Annotated in this window: 16 protein-coding genes; 7 read left to right on the top strand and 9 right to left on the bottom strand. The window is 53.9% G+C overall.

The window, feature by feature from the left end; translation table 11 throughout:
- The first annotated feature begins 40 nt into the window (after positions 1-40).
- The 3 genes from CRO19_RS19960 to CRO19_RS19950 are packed head-to-tail and all read left to right on the top strand — an operon-like array spanning position 41 to position 3,173.
- Positions 41-2,659, top strand: a complete 2,619-nt coding sequence (locus CRO19_RS19960; RefSeq protein ID WP_097097413.1) for a YdbH family protein — start codon at positions 41-43, stop codon at positions 2,657-2,659.
- On the top strand, positions 2,656-2,841 hold the full coding sequence (locus tag CRO19_RS19955) for a YnbE family lipoprotein (RefSeq protein ID WP_097097412.1): 186 nt from the start codon (positions 2,656-2,658) through the stop codon (positions 2,839-2,841). Before CRO19_RS19960 ends, CRO19_RS19955 begins: the two co-directional genes overlap by 4 nt.
- A gap of 11 nt (positions 2,842-2,852) precedes the next feature.
- On the top strand, positions 2,853-3,173 hold the full coding sequence (locus tag CRO19_RS19950) for a YdbL family probable chaperone protein (RefSeq protein WP_097097411.1): 321 nt from the start codon (positions 2,853-2,855) through the stop codon (positions 3,171-3,173).
- A gap of 83 nt (positions 3,174-3,256) precedes the next feature.
- On the opposite strand, the gene azoR is transcribed toward CRO19_RS19950, so the two are convergent.
- A complete protein-coding gene (gene azoR, locus CRO19_RS19945; protein ID WP_097097410.1) occupies positions 3,257-3,856 on the bottom strand; it encodes an FMN-dependent NADH-azoreductase in 600 nt (199 codons plus the stop codon).
- Between the two features lie 232 nt (positions 3,857-4,088).
- Between azoR and hrpA the strand changes: the two genes are divergently transcribed.
- Positions 4,089-7,985, top strand: coding sequence for an ATP-dependent RNA helicase HrpA (gene hrpA, locus CRO19_RS19940; protein WP_097097409.1), 3,897 nt, complete (start codon positions 4,089-4,091; stop codon positions 7,983-7,985).
- 105 nt (positions 7,986-8,090) lie between these two features.
- Here hrpA and CRO19_RS19935 read toward each other — a convergent pair whose 3' ends face one another.
- The 6 genes from CRO19_RS19935 to rstA form a co-directional block, all read right to left on the bottom strand.
- Positions 8,091-8,897: a trypsin-like serine peptidase gene (locus CRO19_RS19935; protein WP_097097408.1), complete on the bottom strand. Its 807-nt coding sequence runs from the start codon at positions 8,895-8,897 to the stop codon at positions 8,091-8,093.
- Positions 8,898-9,013: 116 nt separating this feature from the next.
- The gene (gene ydgU, locus CRO19_RS26575; RefSeq protein ID WP_455843913.1) at positions 9,014-9,094 is read right to left on the bottom strand and encodes a small membrane protein YdgU; all 81 of its coding nucleotides are present in this window, start codon (positions 9,092-9,094) and stop codon (positions 9,014-9,016) included.
- 82 nt (positions 9,095-9,176) lie between these two features.
- Positions 9,177-9,650, bottom strand: coding sequence for an acid resistance repetitive basic protein Asr (asr, locus tag CRO19_RS19930; RefSeq protein ID WP_097097407.1), 474 nt, complete (start codon positions 9,648-9,650; stop codon positions 9,177-9,179).
- Positions 9,651-9,819: 169 nt separating this feature from the next.
- Entirely contained in the window at positions 9,820-11,307 is a 1,488-nt protein-coding gene (locus CRO19_RS19925; RefSeq protein WP_097097406.1) for a carboxypeptidase M32, read from the bottom strand.
- A gap of 12 nt (positions 11,308-11,319) precedes the next feature.
- A complete protein-coding gene (gene rstB, locus CRO19_RS19920) occupies positions 11,320-12,630 on the bottom strand; it encodes a two-component system sensor histidine kinase RstB (RefSeq protein ID WP_097097405.1) in 1,311 nt (436 codons plus the stop codon).
- The gene (gene rstA / locus CRO19_RS19915) at positions 12,627-13,352 is read right to left on the bottom strand and encodes a two-component system response regulator RstA (protein ID WP_097097404.1); all 726 of its coding nucleotides are present in this window, start codon (positions 13,350-13,352) and stop codon (positions 12,627-12,629) included. The genes rstB and rstA overlap by 4 nt, the downstream gene beginning before the upstream one ends.
- Before the next feature lie 176 nt (positions 13,353-13,528).
- Between rstA and CRO19_RS19910 the strand changes: the two genes are divergently transcribed.
- Complete coding sequence (locus CRO19_RS19910; protein ID WP_097097403.1) at positions 13,529-13,942, top strand: hypothetical protein; 414 nt, start codon at positions 13,529-13,531, stop codon at positions 13,940-13,942.
- Here CRO19_RS19910 and CRO19_RS19905 read toward each other — a convergent pair.
- Complete coding sequence (locus tag CRO19_RS19905; protein WP_097097713.1) at positions 13,939-15,330, bottom strand: amino acid permease; 1,392 nt, start codon at positions 15,328-15,330, stop codon at positions 13,939-13,941. The genes CRO19_RS19910 and CRO19_RS19905 overlap by 4 nt on opposite strands.
- Positions 15,331-15,541: 211 nt before the next feature.
- Positions 15,542-16,498: a DUF1471 family protein YdgH gene (gene ydgH, locus CRO19_RS19900; protein ID WP_097097402.1), complete on the bottom strand. Its 957-nt coding sequence runs from the start codon at positions 16,496-16,498 to the stop codon at positions 15,542-15,544.
- A gap of 538 nt (positions 16,499-17,036) precedes the next feature.
- Between ydgH and pntA the strand changes: the two genes are divergently transcribed.
- Together pntA and pntB are read left to right on the top strand one after the other, a co-directional pair.
- Positions 17,037-18,566, top strand: coding sequence for a Re/Si-specific NAD(P)(+) transhydrogenase subunit alpha (pntA, locus tag CRO19_RS19895; protein WP_097097401.1), 1,530 nt, complete (start codon positions 17,037-17,039; stop codon positions 18,564-18,566).
- An 11-nt stretch (positions 18,567-18,577) separates the two neighbouring features.
- Positions 18,578-19,966, top strand: a complete 1,389-nt coding sequence (gene pntB / locus CRO19_RS19890) for a Re/Si-specific NAD(P)(+) transhydrogenase subunit beta (RefSeq protein WP_097097400.1) — start codon at positions 18,578-18,580, stop codon at positions 19,964-19,966.
- Positions 19,967-20,029: the final 63 nt, after the last annotated feature.

Raw genomic sequence — 20,029 nt, 5'->3', positions numbered from 1 at the left:
TCCTCGTCAGGATTGTGTAAAGAACAGGAAAGTTAACTGCATGACGCGTGGCCTTCGCCGAACACTTGCTGCACTACTGGCGCTGATACTGCTGCTATTAGGATTGCTGCTGACACTCACGCAGTGGCTGCCGCGTCTGGTGGGTATCTGGCTGCCAGAAAATACCCGCGTTGAACTCCACGGCACGCCGCGCTGGCAGCAAGGTGCGCTGCATTTTCCTGCGGTGCGCTATCTGGCGGGCGAGTGCGAGCTGGCGAAGGTAAGCGATGCCGCACTCGGCTGGCAGCACAAGCGCTGGCAGCTTAATGCCGAAGACGTGCAGCTCAACAGCGATTGCCTCCAATCGCTGCCGCGAAATGAGACAAACGGTACGCCGCGTAGCCTGGCCGAGTGGCAGAAGATGTTGCCGGGCGCGGATGTGCACTTGCAAACGGTCACCATTTTGCCGTTTCAGCAATATGCTGGTCGTTTTGACCTCACCTTAGATAAAGATGTGCAGCAACTGCACTATCAGGGCGACAATCTCAAGGTTGATGCCCGTTTGCAGGGGCAGCAGATGCATATTGCCCAGCTGCAGCTCACTCATCCTTTACTGCCCCAGCCGCTGAATTTACAGGGTGATGTCACCTTGCCAACCTTTGCCGATGGGTTACCCGTCGCTGGCCAACTGCACGCAGCGGTAAATTTGCTGCAATGGCCGCAGCCACTGGCGTTCACGCTTAACTGGCAACAACAGCAAGGGATGCTAGTAGTCAATCAACAGGGCGACGATCACCCGCTTTTGCAGCTGCCATGGCAGGGTGACGATCGCCAAATCCGTATTACGCAAGGTCAATGGCGCTGGCCGCAAGCCGAGCAGCCGCTATCGGGTGGCGTTACATTAACGCTTGAAAACTGGCAACAAGGGCTGGAAAACACCCAGGTCAGCGGACGATTCAATTTGCTGACGCAAGGGCGCGGTGGCAAAGGAAATCTGGTATTAAGCATCGGCCCCGGCAAACTGAGCCTGACAGAGAGCGCGTTGCCGTTTCAGTTGACGGGTGAGAGTAAGTTCGCCGATCTCCAACTATATGGCAGCATGCCCGGTTTGCTGCATGGCATGCTGACGGATCCGCAGCTCAGCCTGAAGCAAGGAGCACTGCTTCGTTTGCGCGGTCGTTTACTCTCAACATTGGAAGTGGATGAAGCACGCTGGCCGCTGGCCGGTGTTACCGTAGCCACGCGCGGCATTAATGGTCGCCTGCAGGCGATACTCAAGGCGCACGATCCCAACTTTGGTCGTTTCACGCTGCATCTTGATGGCCGCGCCACGGATTTTTGGCCGGACAGCGGCGTATGGAACTGGCGTTATTGGGGAGAGGGCGTGATTGAACCGCTGGCGGCCAAATGGGATGTGAAAGGCACCGGCAGCTGGCGAGACACATTAATCACCCTTAGCACGCTGGATACCGGCTTCGATCAGCTGGCCTATGGCATGGTGCAAGTCGCTAAACCGCGCCTGACGCTCTCTGCACCGGTGCGCTGGCAGCGCGATCCCCAGCATCCCGCCTTTAACGGTGGCTTTACGCTGAAATCCGGCCAAACCCAGTTCAGTTACGGCGGCTGGCTGCCCCCTTCAGAACTCAATTTCGCAGCCAAAGGCAGCGATCCCAGCCAGTTTATCTGGCGCGGTCAGCTGATGGCGGAAGATATCGGCCCGGTACGCGTCCATGGCCGCTGGGATGGGGAACGTTTACGGGGTGAAGCCTGGTGGCCCGCGCAATCGCTGACGGTATTCCAGCCCTTACTCAGCAGCGACCTGAAAATGCGCATTCAGTCAGGTGAATTGCGTGCGCAAGTGGCGTTTTCGGCAGCGAGCGAGCAGGGTTTTGAAGCAGGTGGTCACTGGACGGTAAAAGAGGGCAGCCTGTGGATGCCCGACAGTGAAATCAACGGTATTGATTTCTCGTTACCGTTCCGTTTAAAAGATCATCAGTGGCAGCTTGGCCGACGTGGACCGGTTTCATTACGCATTGCCGAAGTGAAAAACCAGTTTTCACTGCAGAATATTACCGCCGATTTGCAGGGTCATTATCCTTGGCGGGAGCGCCAGCCGCTAACGCTCAGCAATGTGAATCTCGATCTGCTCGGCGGACACGTGAGTATGCCCGAGCTGCGCATGCCGCAGCATCAGCCCGCGCGCGTCTCGCTCAAAGAGATCAACCTGAGCAAGCTGGTGACGGCGATTAAACCGAAGCAGTTTGCTATGTCAGGCAAGGTTAACGGCGAGTTGCCGCTATGGGTGAACAATCCCCATTGGCTGGTGGAAAAGGGCTGGATCGCCAACAGCGGTCCGCTGACGTTCCGCCTGGATAAAGATATGGCCGATGCCATCGTCAGTAATAATTTTGCCGCCGGTGCGGCGCTGGATTGGCTGCGCTATATGGAGATATCGCGTTCATGGGCCACGATCGATTTGGATAATCTTGGCAATCTGACGATGCAATCAGAGGTGAAAGGGACCAGCCAGTTCAGTAATCGCCGTCAGTCCGTCAATCTCAACTACCGTCATCAAGAGAATCTATTCCAGCTGTGGCGCAGCCTGCGTTTTGGCGATAATTTGCAATCCTGGGTGGAGCAAAATGCCACCTTACCCTCGAAGAAGGATCCCCAACCATGAGCCTCAGGGCATTACTGGTGCTGGTGCTACTGCCATTGAGCGGTTGCGTCCCGCGTATTGAAGTCGCCGCGCCGAAAGAGCCGATCACCATCAATATGAACGTCAAAATTGAGCATGAAATTCACATCAAGGTGGATAAAGATGTGGAAGCGCTGCTGAAGAATCAAAGCGGGCTGTTTTGAGGAGAAGCATGATGAAACGCAAGGGGATTGCCCTGATTGCCGCGCTGCTGCTCGTGCCATCGGCCTGGGCGCTAACGCTGGATGAAGCGCGTCAGCAAGGGCGCGTTGGGGAAACGCTGAGCGGTTATGTGGCTGCACGCCAGCAGGACGACGAGACGCTCGCGCTGGTCAAGCGTATTAACGATGGACGGATGCAGCAGTATCAACGTGTCGCTCAGCAAAATAATCTCACTACCAGCGAAGTAGCACGCATCGCCGGCGAAAAATTGGTGAACCGTGCGGGCAGCGGCGAGTATGTGCGCGGTATTAATGGCCAGTGGCTGCGTAAATAGAACGCATAAAAAAGCCGGGCACTCAGGCCCGGCAATGATGGCATGATACCCGTTATTGGCGGGTATTTATGGTTTAATACGGATTATGCAGCCACGATCTGTTTGATGGCGTCTTTCGCATCGTTAGCCGCTTTGGTCGCCACTTCTGGACCATAAGCAATGCCTTCCGCAAACACAAAGTTCACGTCAGTGATACCGATAAAGCCAAGGAACAGCTTCACGTAGGGTGTCAGCAGATCGCTGGCGGTGTCTTTATGGATGCCGCCGCGGCTGGAGAGGATCACTGCACGCTTACCGGTGACCAGACCTTCAGGGCCGGCTTCGGTGTAACGGAAGGTCACGCCAGCACGAGCAATCAGGTCAAAGTAGTTTTTCAGCTGCGTTGGAATGTTGAAGTTGTACATCGGTGCCGCGATAACGATAGTGTCATGGGCTTGCAGTTCAGCAATCAGTTCATCGGACAGAGACAGCGCTTCCTGCTGACGCGGAGACAGCGGCGCGTCAGACGGACGCAGTGCGCCAACCAGCTCACCATCCAGTACTGGAATTGGCTGAGCAGCCAGATCGCGAACGGTAACCGAATCACCTTTGCCACGTGCTTCTTCAGCGTAGAAGTCGGCCAGTTGATTTGACTGAGAATAACCAGCCAGAATGCTTGATTTCAGAACTAAAACGTTGCTCATGGTATTTTCCTGTGCGTTACGCGGTTGGCTTACCGCTCAATGCTTTACACTGTACGGAGTAAGCCCGTGCGGTAAAAGCGCAATATTTCGAGCTCGATGTTCGAAATAATTGAATAAGCTCGCACGTCGCGTTCAGGCAGGTTTTCCAGATTGTGCTATGATGCCGACCATTAATTGCTTGAATCCGCCGGGAAAGTGTCCGGTTTGCTGCAACAATAGGTAACTCATCGCTATGTCATCACCCGCACCCACTTCTTTAGCCTCCCTTTGGACGCGGCTCGATAATCTGATGCTGCGTGATGGTCAACGCCTGCGCCGACGTTTGCAAGGTGCGGCGAAGGTAAAAAATCCTGACGCACAGCGGGGCATTGTGGCTGAACTTGAGCCAGAATTTGCCGCTGCCGAGCAGCGTATTGCCCAGCGCACCGCCGCTACGCCGCGCATTACCTTTCCGGAAAACCTGCCGGTCAGTCAGAAACAGCAGGATATTGCCGATGCCATCCGTGAGCATCAGGTAGTGATCGTTGCCGGTGAAACCGGATCGGGTAAAACCACCCAGCTGCCAAAAATTTGTCTGGCGCTCGGTCGCGGCGTAAAAGGGCTGATTGGTCATACTCAGCCGCGTCGTCTGGCGGCACGCACCGTGGCCAATCGCATCGCGGACGAACTGGAAACGTCACTCGGTGGCACCATCGGTTACAAGGTGCGCTTTAACGATCAGGTGAGCGAAACCACTCAGGTTAAGCTGATGACTGACGGTATTTTGCTGGCGGAGATCCAGCAGGATCGCCTGTTGCTGCAATATGACACCATCATTATTGATGAAGCGCACGAACGTAGCCTGAACATCGATTTCCTGCTCGGCTATCTGCGTGAACTGCTGCCGCGTCGTCCCGATTTAAAGGTGATCATCACCTCGGCGACCATCGATCCGCAGCGTTTCTCACGTCACTTCCACAATGCGCCGGTGATTGAAGTTTCTGGACGTACCTATCCGGTAGAGGTGCGCTATCGCCCGATGGTGGAAGACGCTGAGGACACCGATCGCGATCAGCTGCAGGCCATTTTTGATGCGGTGGATGAGCTGGGTCAGGAGAGTCGCGGCGATATCCTGATCTTCATGAGCGGCGAGCGTGAAATCCGTGATACCGCCGATGCGCTGATGAAGCGCGATATCCCGCACACCGAGATTCTGCCGCTGTATGCGCGTTTATCGAATGCCGAGCAAAACCGCGTGTTCCAGTCGCACAGCGGTCGTCGTATTGTGTTGGCCACTAACGTGGCGGAAACCTCGCTGACCGTGCCTGGCATCAAATATGTTATCGATCCCGGCACTGCGCGTATCAGCCGCTACAGCTTCCGCACCAAAGTGCAGCGCCTGCCGATTGAGCCGATTTCCCAGGCCTCCGCCAACCAGCGAAAAGGCCGCTGCGGACGCGTGTCCGAAGGGATCTGTATTCGTCTCTACTCGGAGGATGATTTCCTTAGCCGCCCGGAATTTACCGATCCGGAAATTCTGCGCACCAACCTCGCATCGGTCATTCTGCAGATGACGGCGCTGGGGCTGGGTGATATTGCCGCCTTCCCGTTTGTGGAAGCGCCGGATAAACGCAACATTCAGGATGGCGTGCGCCTGCTGGAAGAGCTCGGTGCCATCACCTTAAGTGAAGACGAAACCTATAAGCTGACGCCTTCGGGTCGCCAGCTGGCACAACTGCCGGTCGATCCGCGCCTGGCGCGCATGGTGTTGGAAGCACAGAAATTTGGCTGCGTGCGTGAAGCGATGATCATCACCGCCGCGCTGTCGATACAGGATCCGCGCGAGCGTCCATCCGACAAACAGCAGGCCTCTGATGAGAAACATCGCCGCTTTGCCGATAAAGAGTCTGATTTCCTTGCCTTCGTGAACCTGTGGAATTACCTGCAGGAGCAGCAAAAAGCGCTCTCCAGCAATCACTTCCGCCGCCTGTGTAAAACCGAATTCCTTAACTATTTGCGCGTGCGCGAATGGCAGGATATCTACACTCAGCTGCGTCAGGTGGTGCGGGAACAAGGCATGCCGGTCAATAGCGAACCCGCGCCTTATCGCGAAGTGCACTGTGCTTTGCTCACCGGCTTGCTGTCGCACATTGGTCAGAAAGACAATGAGAAACAGGAATTTACTGGCGCTCGCAACGCGCGCTTCTCCATCTTCCCGGGTTCCGGTCTGTTTAAGAAGCCGCCGAAGTGGACCATGGTGGCGGAACTGGTGGAAACCAGCCGCTTGTGGGGGCGCGTTGCCGCGCGTATCGATCCCGAGTGGATCGAGCCGCTGGCGCAGCATCTGATCAAGCGCAGCTACAGTGAACCGCACTGGGAAAAAGCGCAGGGCGCGGTCATGGCGACGGAGAAAGTGACGCTCTATGGCCTGGCGATTGTGCAGGCGCGCAAGGTTAACTACAGCCGTATCGATCCGCAGCTGAGCCGCGAGTTGTTTATCCGTCATGCGCTGGTGGAAGGCGATTGGCATACGCGCCATGCGTTCTTCCGCAATAACCTGAAACTGCGTAACGAAATTGAAGATCTTGAGCACAAATCACGCCGTCGTGACATCCTGGTTGATGACGAAACGCTGTTCGCTTTCTACGATCGTCGCATTGGCAGCGAGGTGGTATCGGCGCGCCATTTCGATAGCTGGTGGAAACAGGCCAGCAAAGAGAATCCGGATCTGCTGAGCTTTGATAAGCAAATGCTGATCAAGGACGGTGCGGATAAAGTCAGCCAGCTCGATTACCCCAACTTCTGGCATCAGGGCAACCTGAAGCTCAAACTGAGCTACCAGTTTGAGCCGGGCGCGGATGCCGATGGCGTGACGGTGCACATTCCGCTGCCGCTGTTGAACCAAATTGAAGACACGGGTTTTGAATGGCAGATTCCGGGCGTGCGCCGTGAACTGGTGATTGCGCTGATTAAATCGTTGCCGAAACCGGTGCGCCGTAATCTGGTACCCGCGCCCAACTACGCTGAAGCATTCCTCGGCCGCGTTACCGCGATGGAGCAGCCGCTACTGGATGCGCTGGAGCGTGAATTCCGCCGCATGACCGGCGTCACCATCGACCGCGACGCCTGGCAGTGGGATCAGGTGCCCGAGCACCTGAAAATGACGTTCCGTATCGTTGACGAACATAATCGCAAGCTGCAGGAAGGTAAAAATCTGCATCAGCTCAAGCTGTTGCTGAAGGGCAAAGTGCAAGAAACGCTGTCGAAAGTGGCGGACGATGGCTTAGAGCAGAGCGGTTTGCATATCTGGAGCTTTGGCGACTTACCGCAAAGTTATGAGCAGAAGCGCGGTAGCTATCAGGTTAAAGCCTGGCCTGCGCTGGTCGATGAGAAAGACAGCGTGGCGATCCGCCTGTTTGATAGCGAAGCAGAGCAGCAAAAAATGATGTGGCGCGGTCAGCGTCGTCTGCTGCTGCTGAACATCCCATCACCAACGAAATATTTGCACGAAAAGCTGCCGAACAAAGCCAAGCTTGGTTTGTACTTCAACCCGTATGGCAAAGTGCTGGAGCTGATTGATGACTGCATCGCCTGCGGCGTGGATAAGCTGATGGCGGAGGCAGGCGGTCCGGCGTGGCAGCAGGAGAATTTTGAGCAGCTGCGCGACAAAGTGCGCGCTGAACTGAATGAAACCGTTGTCACTATCGCCAAACAGGTTGAGCAGATTCTGACGTGCGTATTCAATATCAATAAGTTCCTGAAAGGACGTGTGGATATGTCGCTGGCGCTGGCGCTGGGCGATATCAAAGCGCAGATGAATGGTTTGGTCTACCGCGGTTTTGTGACCGGCAACGGCTGGTCGCATCTGAGCGATACGCTACGTTATTTGCAGGGTATTGAGCGACGCCTGGAGAAACTGCCGGTTGATCCGCATAGCGACCGCGCACGGATGTTGAAAGTGCAGGCCGTGGAACAAGCATGGCAGATTTGGCGCAATAAATTGCCACCGCAGCGTCAGGATGATGCCGAAGTGCAGGCGATTCGCTGGATGCTGGAAGAGTTAAGGATTAGCTATTTCGCGCAGCAGCTGGGTACGCCTTATCCGATTTCGGAAAAGCGTATTTTGCAGGCGATGGAGCAGCTGAGTTAAGCGATTCGCATGTGAGGTGGTCGCCATGAATGGCGACCCTACAATGCGGGCATCAATATCACATTAAGGAGAAAAAGGTGGGCAGTGGAATAAAGCGTCCGCAGCTTACTGCGCCAACTCTTCCAGCTTATCTTTAAACGATGGCACCGCAATCGCGCGGTTATCGGCACGATAACGATCGGCCGGTGCCGGTGCCGAACTCTGCACCGCAATTAACTGCCACTCATCGCCATTTTTCAACAGCAACGGTGAACCGCTGTCGCCCGGCAAGGTATCGCACTGATGCGACAACACCGCACGCTGCGCCCAACCGGTAATCAAACAATCACTGTGTGAATAGAGCGTATCCAGATGATCGGCAGGGTAACCTGCCTGCGTCACTTTGCGCTCGGTGGTCTTGAGCGCGGCGGTTAAATCACCACGTGAGCCGTCAAACAGGGGAATCGGCACAATACCCGACGGTGGGTTATGCAAAATAACCAGCCCATAATCGTAAGGTGCGGCGGCTGGCGGTACGATCCAGCCTTCACCGTCAGCTTGCAACCGGCGTGCTAACGAAGGTTCTACGCGCGCATCAATATCATGAATCTCATAACGCCAACCTTTCGCACTGGCCATAAAGCGCAACGCTACCGGCTTATCAAATTTCCCCGGCGGCGCCAGCAAACAGTGGCCGGCAGTCAATGCCAGATGGGCTGAAATCAAAGTGGCGGTACAAAGATTGCCGCTTTCGGTCTCTAACTGACCGATGGCATCCCAGGGCGCAGCACTTACGTCGCGTATCGCCTGGCGATTATCTTTACCAAAGAACAACGTTTTGATGTCTTCCGGGCTTGGCCCATCTTCATCATCGGCATGTGCTGCGAGGTTGAAACTGAAAAGACCAACAAGAAAAAGGGTAGCCAGGCGCATAGTTCTCTCAATGGCGAGAATAAGTAGAGGTTATTGTCATCACGCTTGAGCGATAACTATAGTCGGTGAGCGATGAAAAAGGGAGAAATATTGGAGTAATCAGCACGCTACAACGACTAGATAAAAAAGCTGGCTGCAACTATGCCACAGAGGATCATCACAATCAGAATAATTTCGAAGCGATAGCGACGCACCATTTTTCGCTACTCCAGTAAATAAACACCCGGCATAACCGGGTGTTGTCAATCGTTAAGGCGGTGTTGGCGCTACAAGGCAACCTTATTTAGCCGCTTTTTTCACTTTATGGTGCTTTTTAGCAGCCTGCGCTTTCTGCGCAGCAGGTTTAGTTACTTTTTTGTGGTGCTTTTTAGCAGCCTGCGCTTTCTGTGCAGCTGGCTTGGTTGCTTTGTGGTGCTTTTTAGCAGCCTGGGCTTTCTGTGCAGCTGGCTTGGTTGCTTTTTTGTGGTGCTTTTTAGCAGCCTGGGCTTTCTGTGCAGCCGGCTTGGTGGCTTTTTTATGGTGCTTTTTAGCAGCCTGAGCTTTCTGTGCCGCTGGCGCTTTCTTCTCTACTTTTTTGTGCTTCTTAGCAGCCTGCGCTTTCTGAGCAGCAGGTTTCTTATGATGTACTGCTTTGTGTTTCGCTGGAGCAGCAGTAGTCGCTGGAGTTGCAGGAGCAGCTGTAGTCTCAGCAGCGAAAGCAACAGAAGACATACCCATAGCAGCGGCGATCACCAGTGCAAATAATTTTTTCATTGCAAAATCCTCGAACTATTTTTTCATGTGTAGCCCACTGCGGGGCCGGTGAAAACACTATATGAAAAACAATTGAGGCTTTCCGTGAGGCATTGGTATCGGCGTGTAACCGATTGTACAAAGCGGGTTATAGGCGGAAAAAAGGGCGGCCTAATGGCCGCCGCGCAGTTTACGCAGAGAGATAGCGTTGTTCAAGATGTTGGCGGAAATAGTGCGGATTCAGCGCTTCGCCGGTGGCATTGATCAGCAGCTGTTGCGTAGGGAAGCGGCTGCCATGCTGCCAAATGTTCTGCTGTAACCAATCAAACACAGGCTGCAGCTCACCTTGCTGAATTAACGTCTCGACCTGTGGAATAGCACGCTTCACCGCCTGGAACAGCTGGGCGGCGTACATCGCTCCCAGCGTATACGTTGGGAAATAGCCAAACGCGCCGTCGGTCCAGTGAATGTCCTGCATGCAGCCATCGCGATAGTTACCGCGTGTGTCAATGCCCAGCGATTGCTGCATCTTCTCGTCCCATAGCGCTGGGATATCATCCACTTCAATCTCGCCTTCAATTAACGCGCGCTCAATTTCGTAACGTAAAATCACGTGCGCTGGATAGCTCAGCTCATCCGCATCGACGCGAATAAAGCCCGGCTTCACACGCTGCGTCTGGCGTATAAAGTTTTGCAGCTCCAGCGCCGGCTGATCGCCCATCAGCGCCACCACCTGCGGATGGATGTGCTGCAGGAAGGCTTTGCTACGCCCAAGCTGCATCTCCATAAACAGACTTTGCGATTCATGGATGGCGGTTGAACGCGCCTGAGCGACGGGCTGGCCGCGCCACTGTTGCGGAAGATTTTGCTCGTAACGCGCATGGCCTGTCTCGTGGATCACACCCATCATGGCGCTGAGAAAATCATTCTCGTTATAGCGGGTGGTAATGCGCACATCTTCGGGTACGCCACCGCAGAACGGATGCGCGCTGACATCAAGGCGACCGTGATTGAAATCGAAACCTAACGTCTTCATCACGCTGAGGCCTAATTGCTTCTGCGATTCGACGGCAAAAGGGCCCACTGGCTGATCGGTGGGCGTTTGCTGCTGTTTTGCAACCGCTTTCTGCAAGAGATCGGGCAACCAGGTTTTCAAGTCACCAAAGGTTTTATCCAGCTGCGCGCTGGTCATGCCGGGTTCAAAAACATCCAGCAGCGCGTCATAGCGCGAAACACCGAGCGCGTCGGCGCGTAACTGCGCCTCTTCACGGCTAAGTTTTACCACTTCCTTTAGATTGACAGAGAAACCTTGCCAATCATTCGCAGGCCGCTGCTGGCGCCATGCATGTTCGCAGCGAGAGCCAGCGAGCGATTTGGCTTCAACCAGCGCTGCCGGTAATAGCGTGGCCTGCTGCCATGCACGCTGCATCTCATTCAAGTTCACTTGCTCAACGTCGTTGAGCGATTCCTGCTGCGCCGCATCGAATAATCCACCGAGACGTTTATCGGTAAGCACTTCGTGCATGAACACGCTCAGCTCGGCCATCGCTTCACCGCGGGCCTGGCTGCCGCCCGGCGGCATGGTGGTCTGCATATCGACACCTGCAATGGCACCTAAGTGACCAAAGCGAGAAAGACGCTGAAATGTGCGGCTAAGTTCTTGATAAGCTGAAGTCACGTAAAAAGCTCCTTATGACGGTAAGCGTGGTGCAATGTCCCGCAAGGGTAGATCAACCGGCCAGCAAAAGCGAACGCTGGCGCCGCCTAACGGGCTGCTCTCGATAGAGACATTTCCCTGCATTGCCAACGCGATAGAGTGCACGATCGCCAGGCCCAAACCGCATCCGCCGGTGGCGCGGTCGCGGCTGGGATCGAGGCGTACGAAAGGTTCGAACACGCGGGCGCGTTCTTCTTGCGGAATGCCCGGGCCATCGTCTTCCACCTGTAAACAGCCAATCGCACCGTCAAACCACAAACTGACGCGTAGCCGTTGTTGCGCATAGCGCAGGGCGTTATTCACCAGGTTATCCAGCACGCGCTCCATCAGGCGGGTATCCGCGCTACCGACGTTCTGGAGCTGTGGGATGTCGAGTGCGATCTGCGCCTGCGGGTTCATGGTTTGCACATCTTCGATATGCACGCGCAGCCATTGAGCGAGATCAAAGGTCTGCAGATTGAGATCGACGCGCGGACGATCAAGACGCGCATAGGTCAGTAGTTCTTCAATCAAACTCTCCAACTGTCCAACGTCACGATTCAGCGCCGCGGATTCCGCTTCGGTGAGATTATCGCTCATCTCCAGCCGGTAACGCAGGCGCACCAGCGGCGTGCGCAGTTCGTGGGCGATGCCGTCGATCAGCTGCTTCTTACTGGCCACTAGCGTGTTGATATTATCGGCCATTTGGTTGAAGGCCACGCCCAGACTGTGCAGGCTAGAGGTGCTTTCAAAATGGGTGCGCACATCCAGCTCGCCGCGACCAAACCGCTGAGCGGCTTTTTCCAGCCGCTGCATCTCTTGCCAGTGTGGACGCAGCCAGATAAATACCGGCAGCGCCAGCGACATGCCAATAAATGCCAGCAGCGCAATATCCAGAATACGCATCTGGTGCAGATAAAACAGGTAGGGAATAGGGCCAACGGAAAGTACGTAATGGCTGCGCGGAATGTGCTGCAGAAAAGTGTATTGATCGTCGATCGCCACAATTTCCCCGGCGCGCAGGCGCTTCATATCGGCTTCACCCAGCTGATATTTACTCATCGGTTCGATATTCAGGTCGAATGACAGATCGAGATCGAGGCTACGAATGGTTTTACCCCAGTCGCGCGGTGGGATCTCACGCAGTTCGCTGCGCATCAAAAACAGCGAGCTGGCCATGAGATCATTCATTGATTGGCGACCGGCGCGTTCGGCGGTGAATTTGTACACTAGGCCAACCAGCAGCGTCATCACCAGAAAACAGACGAACAGCAGCAAATAGAACTGAATAAAGAGCTTTCTCATGCGGAACGGGTATCCCAGGCCTGCGGCGCGAACAGATAGCCTTTGTTACGAATCGTTTTGATGCGAAACGGCTCGGTGGCGCTGTCGTATAACTTTTTGCGCAGGCGCGAAATGGCCACATCGATACTGCGATCCATACCGTCGTAACTGACGCCACGCAGGGTTTTCAGCAGCGCGTCGCGATTGAGAATTTGTCCTGCGTGATTGGCCAGTTCCCATAACAGATCGAAATCGGCGGTGGAGAGAATGATATTCTCATCAAATAGCGTAACCTGGCGATTGAGGGAATCGATGGTCAATGAGCCAAAGCGCAGTACGCGCTGTGAGCTTTGTATGGCCGGCGTCACTTCGGGTTGACCAACCTGCGCCTGGCGGAGATGTAGGCGCAGACGCGCCAGCAACACCGCCGGTGGCGTTGTTTTCAGAATGTAGTCGTTTGCGCCCATTTCCAGCGACAAAATGTGGTTCATGTCGCTGTCAAGCGAGGTCAGTAGCACAATCGGACCTTGCCAGCTGGCACGGAGATCGCGGCACAATGTCATGCCATCTTTGCCGGGCAGCATGATATCAAGCATCACTAAATCGGGATCGTGCGCAGCAATGGTCGCTTCGGCGCGGTCACCGCGGGTTTCAACAATCACTTCTATATCGTGGCGGCCAAGATAAGCGGCGATCAATTCGCCAACCTCTGGCTCATCTTCCACATAAACGATTTTGTTCATAATTCACTGTGGCGGCTAAGAATGTCAGCAGCATAGCTTTTCCTGGTCCTGAGCTCTACGCTACCGCACGAAATATCCCTACCTTACTGGTATGTATACCGTGAAATGTGCCATTATTAGCGGCGCGTTGTCGCGCAAGGTTCGGAACCGTAACGAAAAATAGGGGGAGTGCGAGGGTGTCTGATAAAGAGCTGGCTTCAGCCGGATACAGTGATCGCATCTGCTTCAATTACAGTGATTTTCTCTCCGCTTCCTGCAAAAAACGCTGGAGCTTTGTTGACGCCATTTACGGCGTAATGCCGATCTTTGGCATGGTGACGCGTAAATCGACGCATAATCTGCAGGCCAGCGACGATCATCTCAAAGATTTAGCATTACAAATCATTTCAACGCAGGTCAGCGATGAGATTAATATCGCGCGTTTAATTACGCTCGCCGAGCAGCAGCACATCAGCCGTTTCGATATTCAGTTACCTTATCCTTTGTCAGCCGAGCAGCTTGACGCTATTCATCAGGAATACCGTAAGCCGCTTAACCTGACACAGCAGGATGACCTGCTGTGCGTTTCAATTCCCATCCAACCGCATTAATTCGTCAGCTGCCAGGTAGCGGGCAGAGCGGCTGCAATCAATAATACGATCGCGATGCGTTCCAGCTGTGACAATACCTTGTCACCACGGCCACCGCGTCGTGCATACAGGAACAGCATCAGACCAGGCGCATACAGCACCACAGAAAGTAAGAGATGCAGCGGGCCCGATGCATATAGCAACCATATACCATACGCGCTGGCGCCAAGACCGGTGAACATCGCCAGCGGCCTGTTCTGGCCGCGCACCACTTTAATTAAGTAGAGACCAACCAACAGATAAGGCACCAGAATCATTTCCGAGGCGATGGTAAGTAGCGTGTTGTAATCTGCACCGGTAGCGGCAATCAAGATCAGGCAAACCTGCACGCTGCCATTTGTCAGCAATAGCGAGGCAGACGGCGAATTGTGACGATTCTGACGTGCGATGCTGCGTGGAAACGCACCCTGCTGTGCCGCCAGGAACGGCACTTCGGCCGCCATTATCGTCCAGCTCAGATAAGCGCCGCATACCGAGATAATTAAACCGACCGCAATTACCGCATCCCCCCAATGCCCCAGCAGATGCTTCATCAGGCCGGCCATCGACGGATTGCGCATTTGCGCCAGTTCGGCGCGCGGTATCACGCCCAGCGACAGCAGCGTCACCAGTAAATAAACCAGTAGCGCGGCAATCACCGCCATTAGCGTGGCGCGACCCACATCTTTTTTATTGCGCGCGCGCGCGGATACTACCACCGCACCTTCAACCCCAATAAACACCCACAGTGTGATCAGCATGGTTTGCTTCACCTGCTGCCAAAGCGGCTGACCGAGTTCTACGCCGCTAAAATCAAAGCGGAAGCGATCGTAATTAAATGCCAGCAATGCCAATACGACGAACAGCAATAACGGCACTAATTTTCCTAATGTCGCGAGCAGGTTAATGCTGGCCGCAGTCTGTACACCGCGCAATACCAGACAATGCACCAGCCATAGCAGCACAGAGGCGCCGAGCATGGCCTGCCACGTATTTCCATCGCCGAATACCACGCGATCGGGGGTATCGGTAAAGAAACTTAGCGCGGAGAAGACGATCACCAGATAGGAGACGTTAGCGATTACCGCACACAGCCAATATCCCCACGCTGAGCAAAAGCCCATCAGCTCGCCAAAACCCGCGCGTGCGTAGGTAAAAATACCGCCATCCAGTTCAGGTTTCAGCCGCGTGAGTAATAGCATGGCAAGCGACAGGAAGATGATGCCAACGCCGGTGATGAGCCAGCCGATCAGCAGTGCTGCCGGGCCCGCAACCGCAGCCATATTTTGCGGCAAGCTGAAAACGCCAGCGCCGAGCATTGAGCTGAGTACCAACGCGGTGAGCGCGCTAAGACCTAATTTTTTATCCAAAACGCCCATCCTAAGCAGCAGAGTATGCTGGGTGGTGGTCATTCCGTTGGCGTGTTGCAGGGTGTTTTGCCAACTTTAGAACGGAATCACCTGAAAACAGGCGGCAGATTTTACGGAGAGCAGGCAGGTAAGGCAATGCAAGAATATGCAAATCTGCGCAGAGATTATGCAAACGACAGAGAAGGGCGACAGACGTCGCCCTTGAGAGAAATTACTTGAAGAGATCGGCGGTGACGGTGAGGTTGCCACCGCTCTGGTTCTGCCATTGACGTGTGATGTGATAGTACTTCGCACCTTTCTCAACGGCACGTTTGCCAACCGCTTCAGATATTTCAGTTGGTGTACCGAAGTGATCGGAGAAAGTAATGGTATCGAACGGCTGCATCTGAGCAGCGGTAATAGCATTAACTTCCTGTACGCTGCGACCATCCGCGGTTTTCACCGTATAACGTTGACCGGTTGAACTTTGGGTTTCGAAGAAACGACCCACATTACGGCTCGGCGTCTCAGAAGAGGCGACTCCCGGGATTGCCACTTTCGTCGCTGCGGTGCCACCGGCGGCCAACGCGGCTTTACCGGCTTCTGAATCAGCAGGGATGGAGTCTGATGTGTTTTGCACCTTACGCTCTGGCGCATCGGCTTTATACACATAAGCGGTGACGTACTGATTGCCGCCGTTATTGGCATCAACCTGACGCACAATAAAGAACGAGGCCGCGCCCTTATTTTTCGCCGCTTTACCAATTGCTTCGTTCACATCCGGCTGGCTAGAGAAGAATCCGTTGACCGACACAGTATCGTAAGGCTCAAGGCGATAGGCTTCTGCTTTCGGCAGCTCTTTCACGCCTGAGAAGCTGCGGTATTTGGTTGAGTCATCCGCTTTCGGCGCATTGGCTTTGTACAGATCAGCCGTTACGCGCCAGTTACCGCCATTACCGTTGCTGTCATTGATACCCTGAACATAGAAAGAGTCTGCGCCTTTGGCATCGGCTTGTTTAGAGATGGCATCTGTTGCATCGCCAATGGCATTGAAACGACCGCTGATATTAATACGTTCGAATGGTTTCAACGCGGCCGCTTGATCTGGCGTTAACTCTTTAGCAGCGAAAGCATTTGCTGCCAGCAGTGATAACAAGGTAGACGCCAGAATAGTGTTCTTCAGCTTCATAAAAATGATCCTTCGCCTTACGCAAAATGAGTACGAAAACGTGCTGGACTCTTGATGTATAACAGATTAGCCGCTGATTATTGCATGTAATAATCAGCCTGTCTCAGCCAATTTATACGCATCAGATTGACAATAACGGCACCTTATTCGCTGGCCTGTCATTTATTGTTGTTAAGCCCCTTTTTTGCACAGATAACCACTTAATCTGGTAACACTTAGTGCTAATACAGTTAATGTATTGTTAAATAAAGGTTTTTAAAAACACTTAATTCGACATGACACGATTTTACGCAGCAGAATATTTTTTAATACGTTCCAAATGCAGTGGCAAACCATGGCATTCATTCTTTGCGTCTGAATATTTGTGTGAATGTCATAAGTGCGCGTTATCGCTGTGGATCACTCTTCACATTTTCAGTAGGTTATAAAGACTTTGTTACATTGTGCATTTTGCTCATAAAAAGCTGAAACACTGTTTCGGCTTTTGAGCTTTTGCCACTTACAGAACTCCATCCTTTAATTATTGAAAGGAAACAGTATGTTAATTGGAATACCCAAAGAACGGTTAGCCAATGAGTCACGCGTGGCCGCCACGCCAAAGACCGTTGAGCAACTGATCAAGCTGGGATTCAGCGTAACCGTTGAACAAAATGCCGGCCTGCGCGCCAGTTTTGATGATGAGAGCTTCATAGCTGCCGGTGCCACCCTCACCAATGGCACCGATGTGTGGCAGTCCGACATCGTATTAAAAGTCAATGCGCCAGACGATCAGGAGATCGAACTGACTCGTGCGGGCAGTACGCTAGTGAGCTTTATCTGGCCGGCGCAAAATCCTGCACTGCTGGAAAAACTGGCTGCGCGAAACGTTACCGTGATGGCAATGGATTCAGTGCCGCGTATTTCACGCGCGCAGGCGCTTGATGCACTCAGCTCAATGGCGAACATCGCAGGTTATCGCGCCATCGTTGAAGCGGCCCACGAATTCGGTCGCTTCTTCACCGGCCAAATCACTGCGGCAGGTAAAGTACCGCCAGCTAAAGTGATGATCATCGGTGCGGGCGTGGCTGGTCTGGCTGCCATCGGTGCAGCGGGGAGCCTGGGTGCCATTGTGCGTGCTTTCGATACGCGTCCGGAGGTAAAAGAGCAGGTGCAAAGTATGGGCGCCGAGTTCCTTGAGCTGGACTTCGAAGAAGAAGCGGGTAGCGGCGACGGTTATGCCAAAGTGATGTCTGAAGCCTTTATCAAGGCGGAGATGGAACTGTTCGCGGCGCAGGCGAAAGAAGTCGATATTATTGTCACCACCGCGCTAATTCCAGGACGTCCAGCACCAAAGCTGATTACCGCAGAAATGGTGGCCAGTATGAAACCAGGCAGCGTGATTGTCGATCTGGCCGCGCAAACCGGCGGTAACTGTGAATTGACCGTTGCCGATCAGGTGACGCTAACCAGCAATGGCGTGAAGATTATCGGCTATACCGATTTGCCCAGCCGTTTGCCAACGCAATCCTCCCAGTTGTATGGCACCAACCTCGTCAACCTACTGAAATTATTGTGTAAAGAGAAAAACGGCGAAATCACCGTTGATTTTGAAGACGTGGTAGTGCGCGGCGTGACGGTGATTCGTGATGGCGAAGTCACCTGGCCGGCGCCGCCGATTCAGGTTTCGGCGGCGCCAAAAGCGCAACCAGCTGCACAACCGCTGCCGAAGGAAGAAGCCAAACCGGTTTCACCGTGGCGCAAGTATCTGCTACTGGCGCTGGCGCTGGTGCTGTTTGCCTGCCTGGCGAATGTGGCACCACCTGACTTCTTGTCACACTTCACCGTCTTTGCGCTCTCATGCGTGGTTGGCTATTACGTGGTGTGGAACGTAAGTCACGCTTTACACACGCCGTTGATGGCCGTCACCAACGCTATTTCCGGCATTATTGTGGTGGGTGCGGTGCTGCAGATGGGTCATGGCGGATGGGTAACATTCCTTTCCTTTATTGCCGTGCTGATTGCCAGCATCAATATTTTCGGTGGTTTCACCGTCACCCAGCGCATGCTGAAAATGTTTCGTAAGAATTAAGGGGTAGCAACATGTCTGGCGGATTAGTTACTGCAGCATATATTGTTGCCGCGATTCTGTTTATTTGCAGCCTTGCGGGTCTCTCGAAGCACGAGACCTCTAAGCAGGGTAATATTTTTGGCATGAGCGGCATGGCGATTGCGCTGCTCGCAACTATTTTTGGCCCTCATACCGGTAACGTTGCCTGGATTATCGTGGCGATGGTCATCGGTGGTGCGATTGGTTTGCGTCTGGCGAAGAAAGTCGAAATGACTGAAATGCCTGAGCTGGTGGCCATTCTACACAGCTTTGTCGGTTTGGCTGCGGTGTTGGTGGGCTTTAATAGCTACATCGATCACGCACCGGGCCTGGCGCCGGTGATGGAAAATATCCATCTCACCGAGGTGTTTCTTGGCATCTTCATCGGTGCCGTGACCTTTACCGGTTCGCTGGTGGCATTTGGCAAACTGCGCGGGAAGATCTCCTCTTCGGCGCTGATGTTACCGCATCGCCATAAGATGAACCTCGCCGCGCTGGTGGTCTCTTTCCTGCTGATGCTGTGGTTTGTGCAGACCAATAGCACCGGTGCTCAAGTGTTCGCGCTGCTGCTGATGACCCTCATTGCGCTGGTATTTGGCTGGCATTTGGTGGCTTCGATTGGCGGTGCCGATATGCCGGTTGTTGTCTCCATGCTCAACTCTTACTCGGGTTGGGCGGCAGCGGCGGCAGGCTTCATGCTGAGCAACGACTTGCTGATCGTGACCGGTGCGCTGGTGGGTTCTTCGGGGGCCATCCTCTCATACATCATGTGTAAAGCGATGAATCGTTCATTTATCAGCGTGATTGCAGGTGGTTTTGGCACCGATGTAAGTGTGGGTGGTGAAAGCGAAGAAGCGGGTGAACACCGTGAAATCACTGCAGAAGAAACGGCTGAAATGCTAAAGGCCTCCTCTTCGGTGATCATCACCCCGGGTTATGGTATGGCAGTGGCGCAGGCGCAGTATCCAGTTGCTGAAATTACTGAGAAGCTGCGCGCGCGTGGCATCAAAGTTCGCTTTGGTATTCACCCGGTTGCCGGTCGTCTGCCTGGCCACATGAACGTTCTGCTGGCGGAAGCTAAAGTGCCGTACGATGTGGTGCTGGAAATGGACGAAATAAACGATGAATTTAGCGACACTGATACTGTTTTAGTGATCGGCGCGAACGACACCGTTAACCCGGCAGCGCTGGAAGATCCTCGTAGCCCAATTGCTGGCATGCCAGTGCTGGAAGTGTGGAAAGCGCAGAACGTCATTGTGTTTAAACGCTCAATGAGCACGGGATATGCCGGCGTGCAAAATCCACTGTTCTTTAAAGATAATACGCAGATGTTGTTTGGTGACGCCAAAGCCAGCGTCGAAGGTATTCTGCGGGCGCTGTAATAAAGCAGGGCGGTGATGTGAGTCACCGCCCTGAACGTAATAACCAGGGCGGCCATTGTGGAC

The sequence above is a fragment of the Candidatus Pantoea floridensis genome, from assembly GCF_900215435.1.
GTDB lineage: Bacteria > Pseudomonadota > Gammaproteobacteria > Enterobacterales > Enterobacteriaceae > Pantoea > Pantoea floridensis.
The sequence above is the reverse complement of the archived record's forward strand: the minus strand, read 5'-3'. Positions and strand labels throughout refer to the sequence as shown.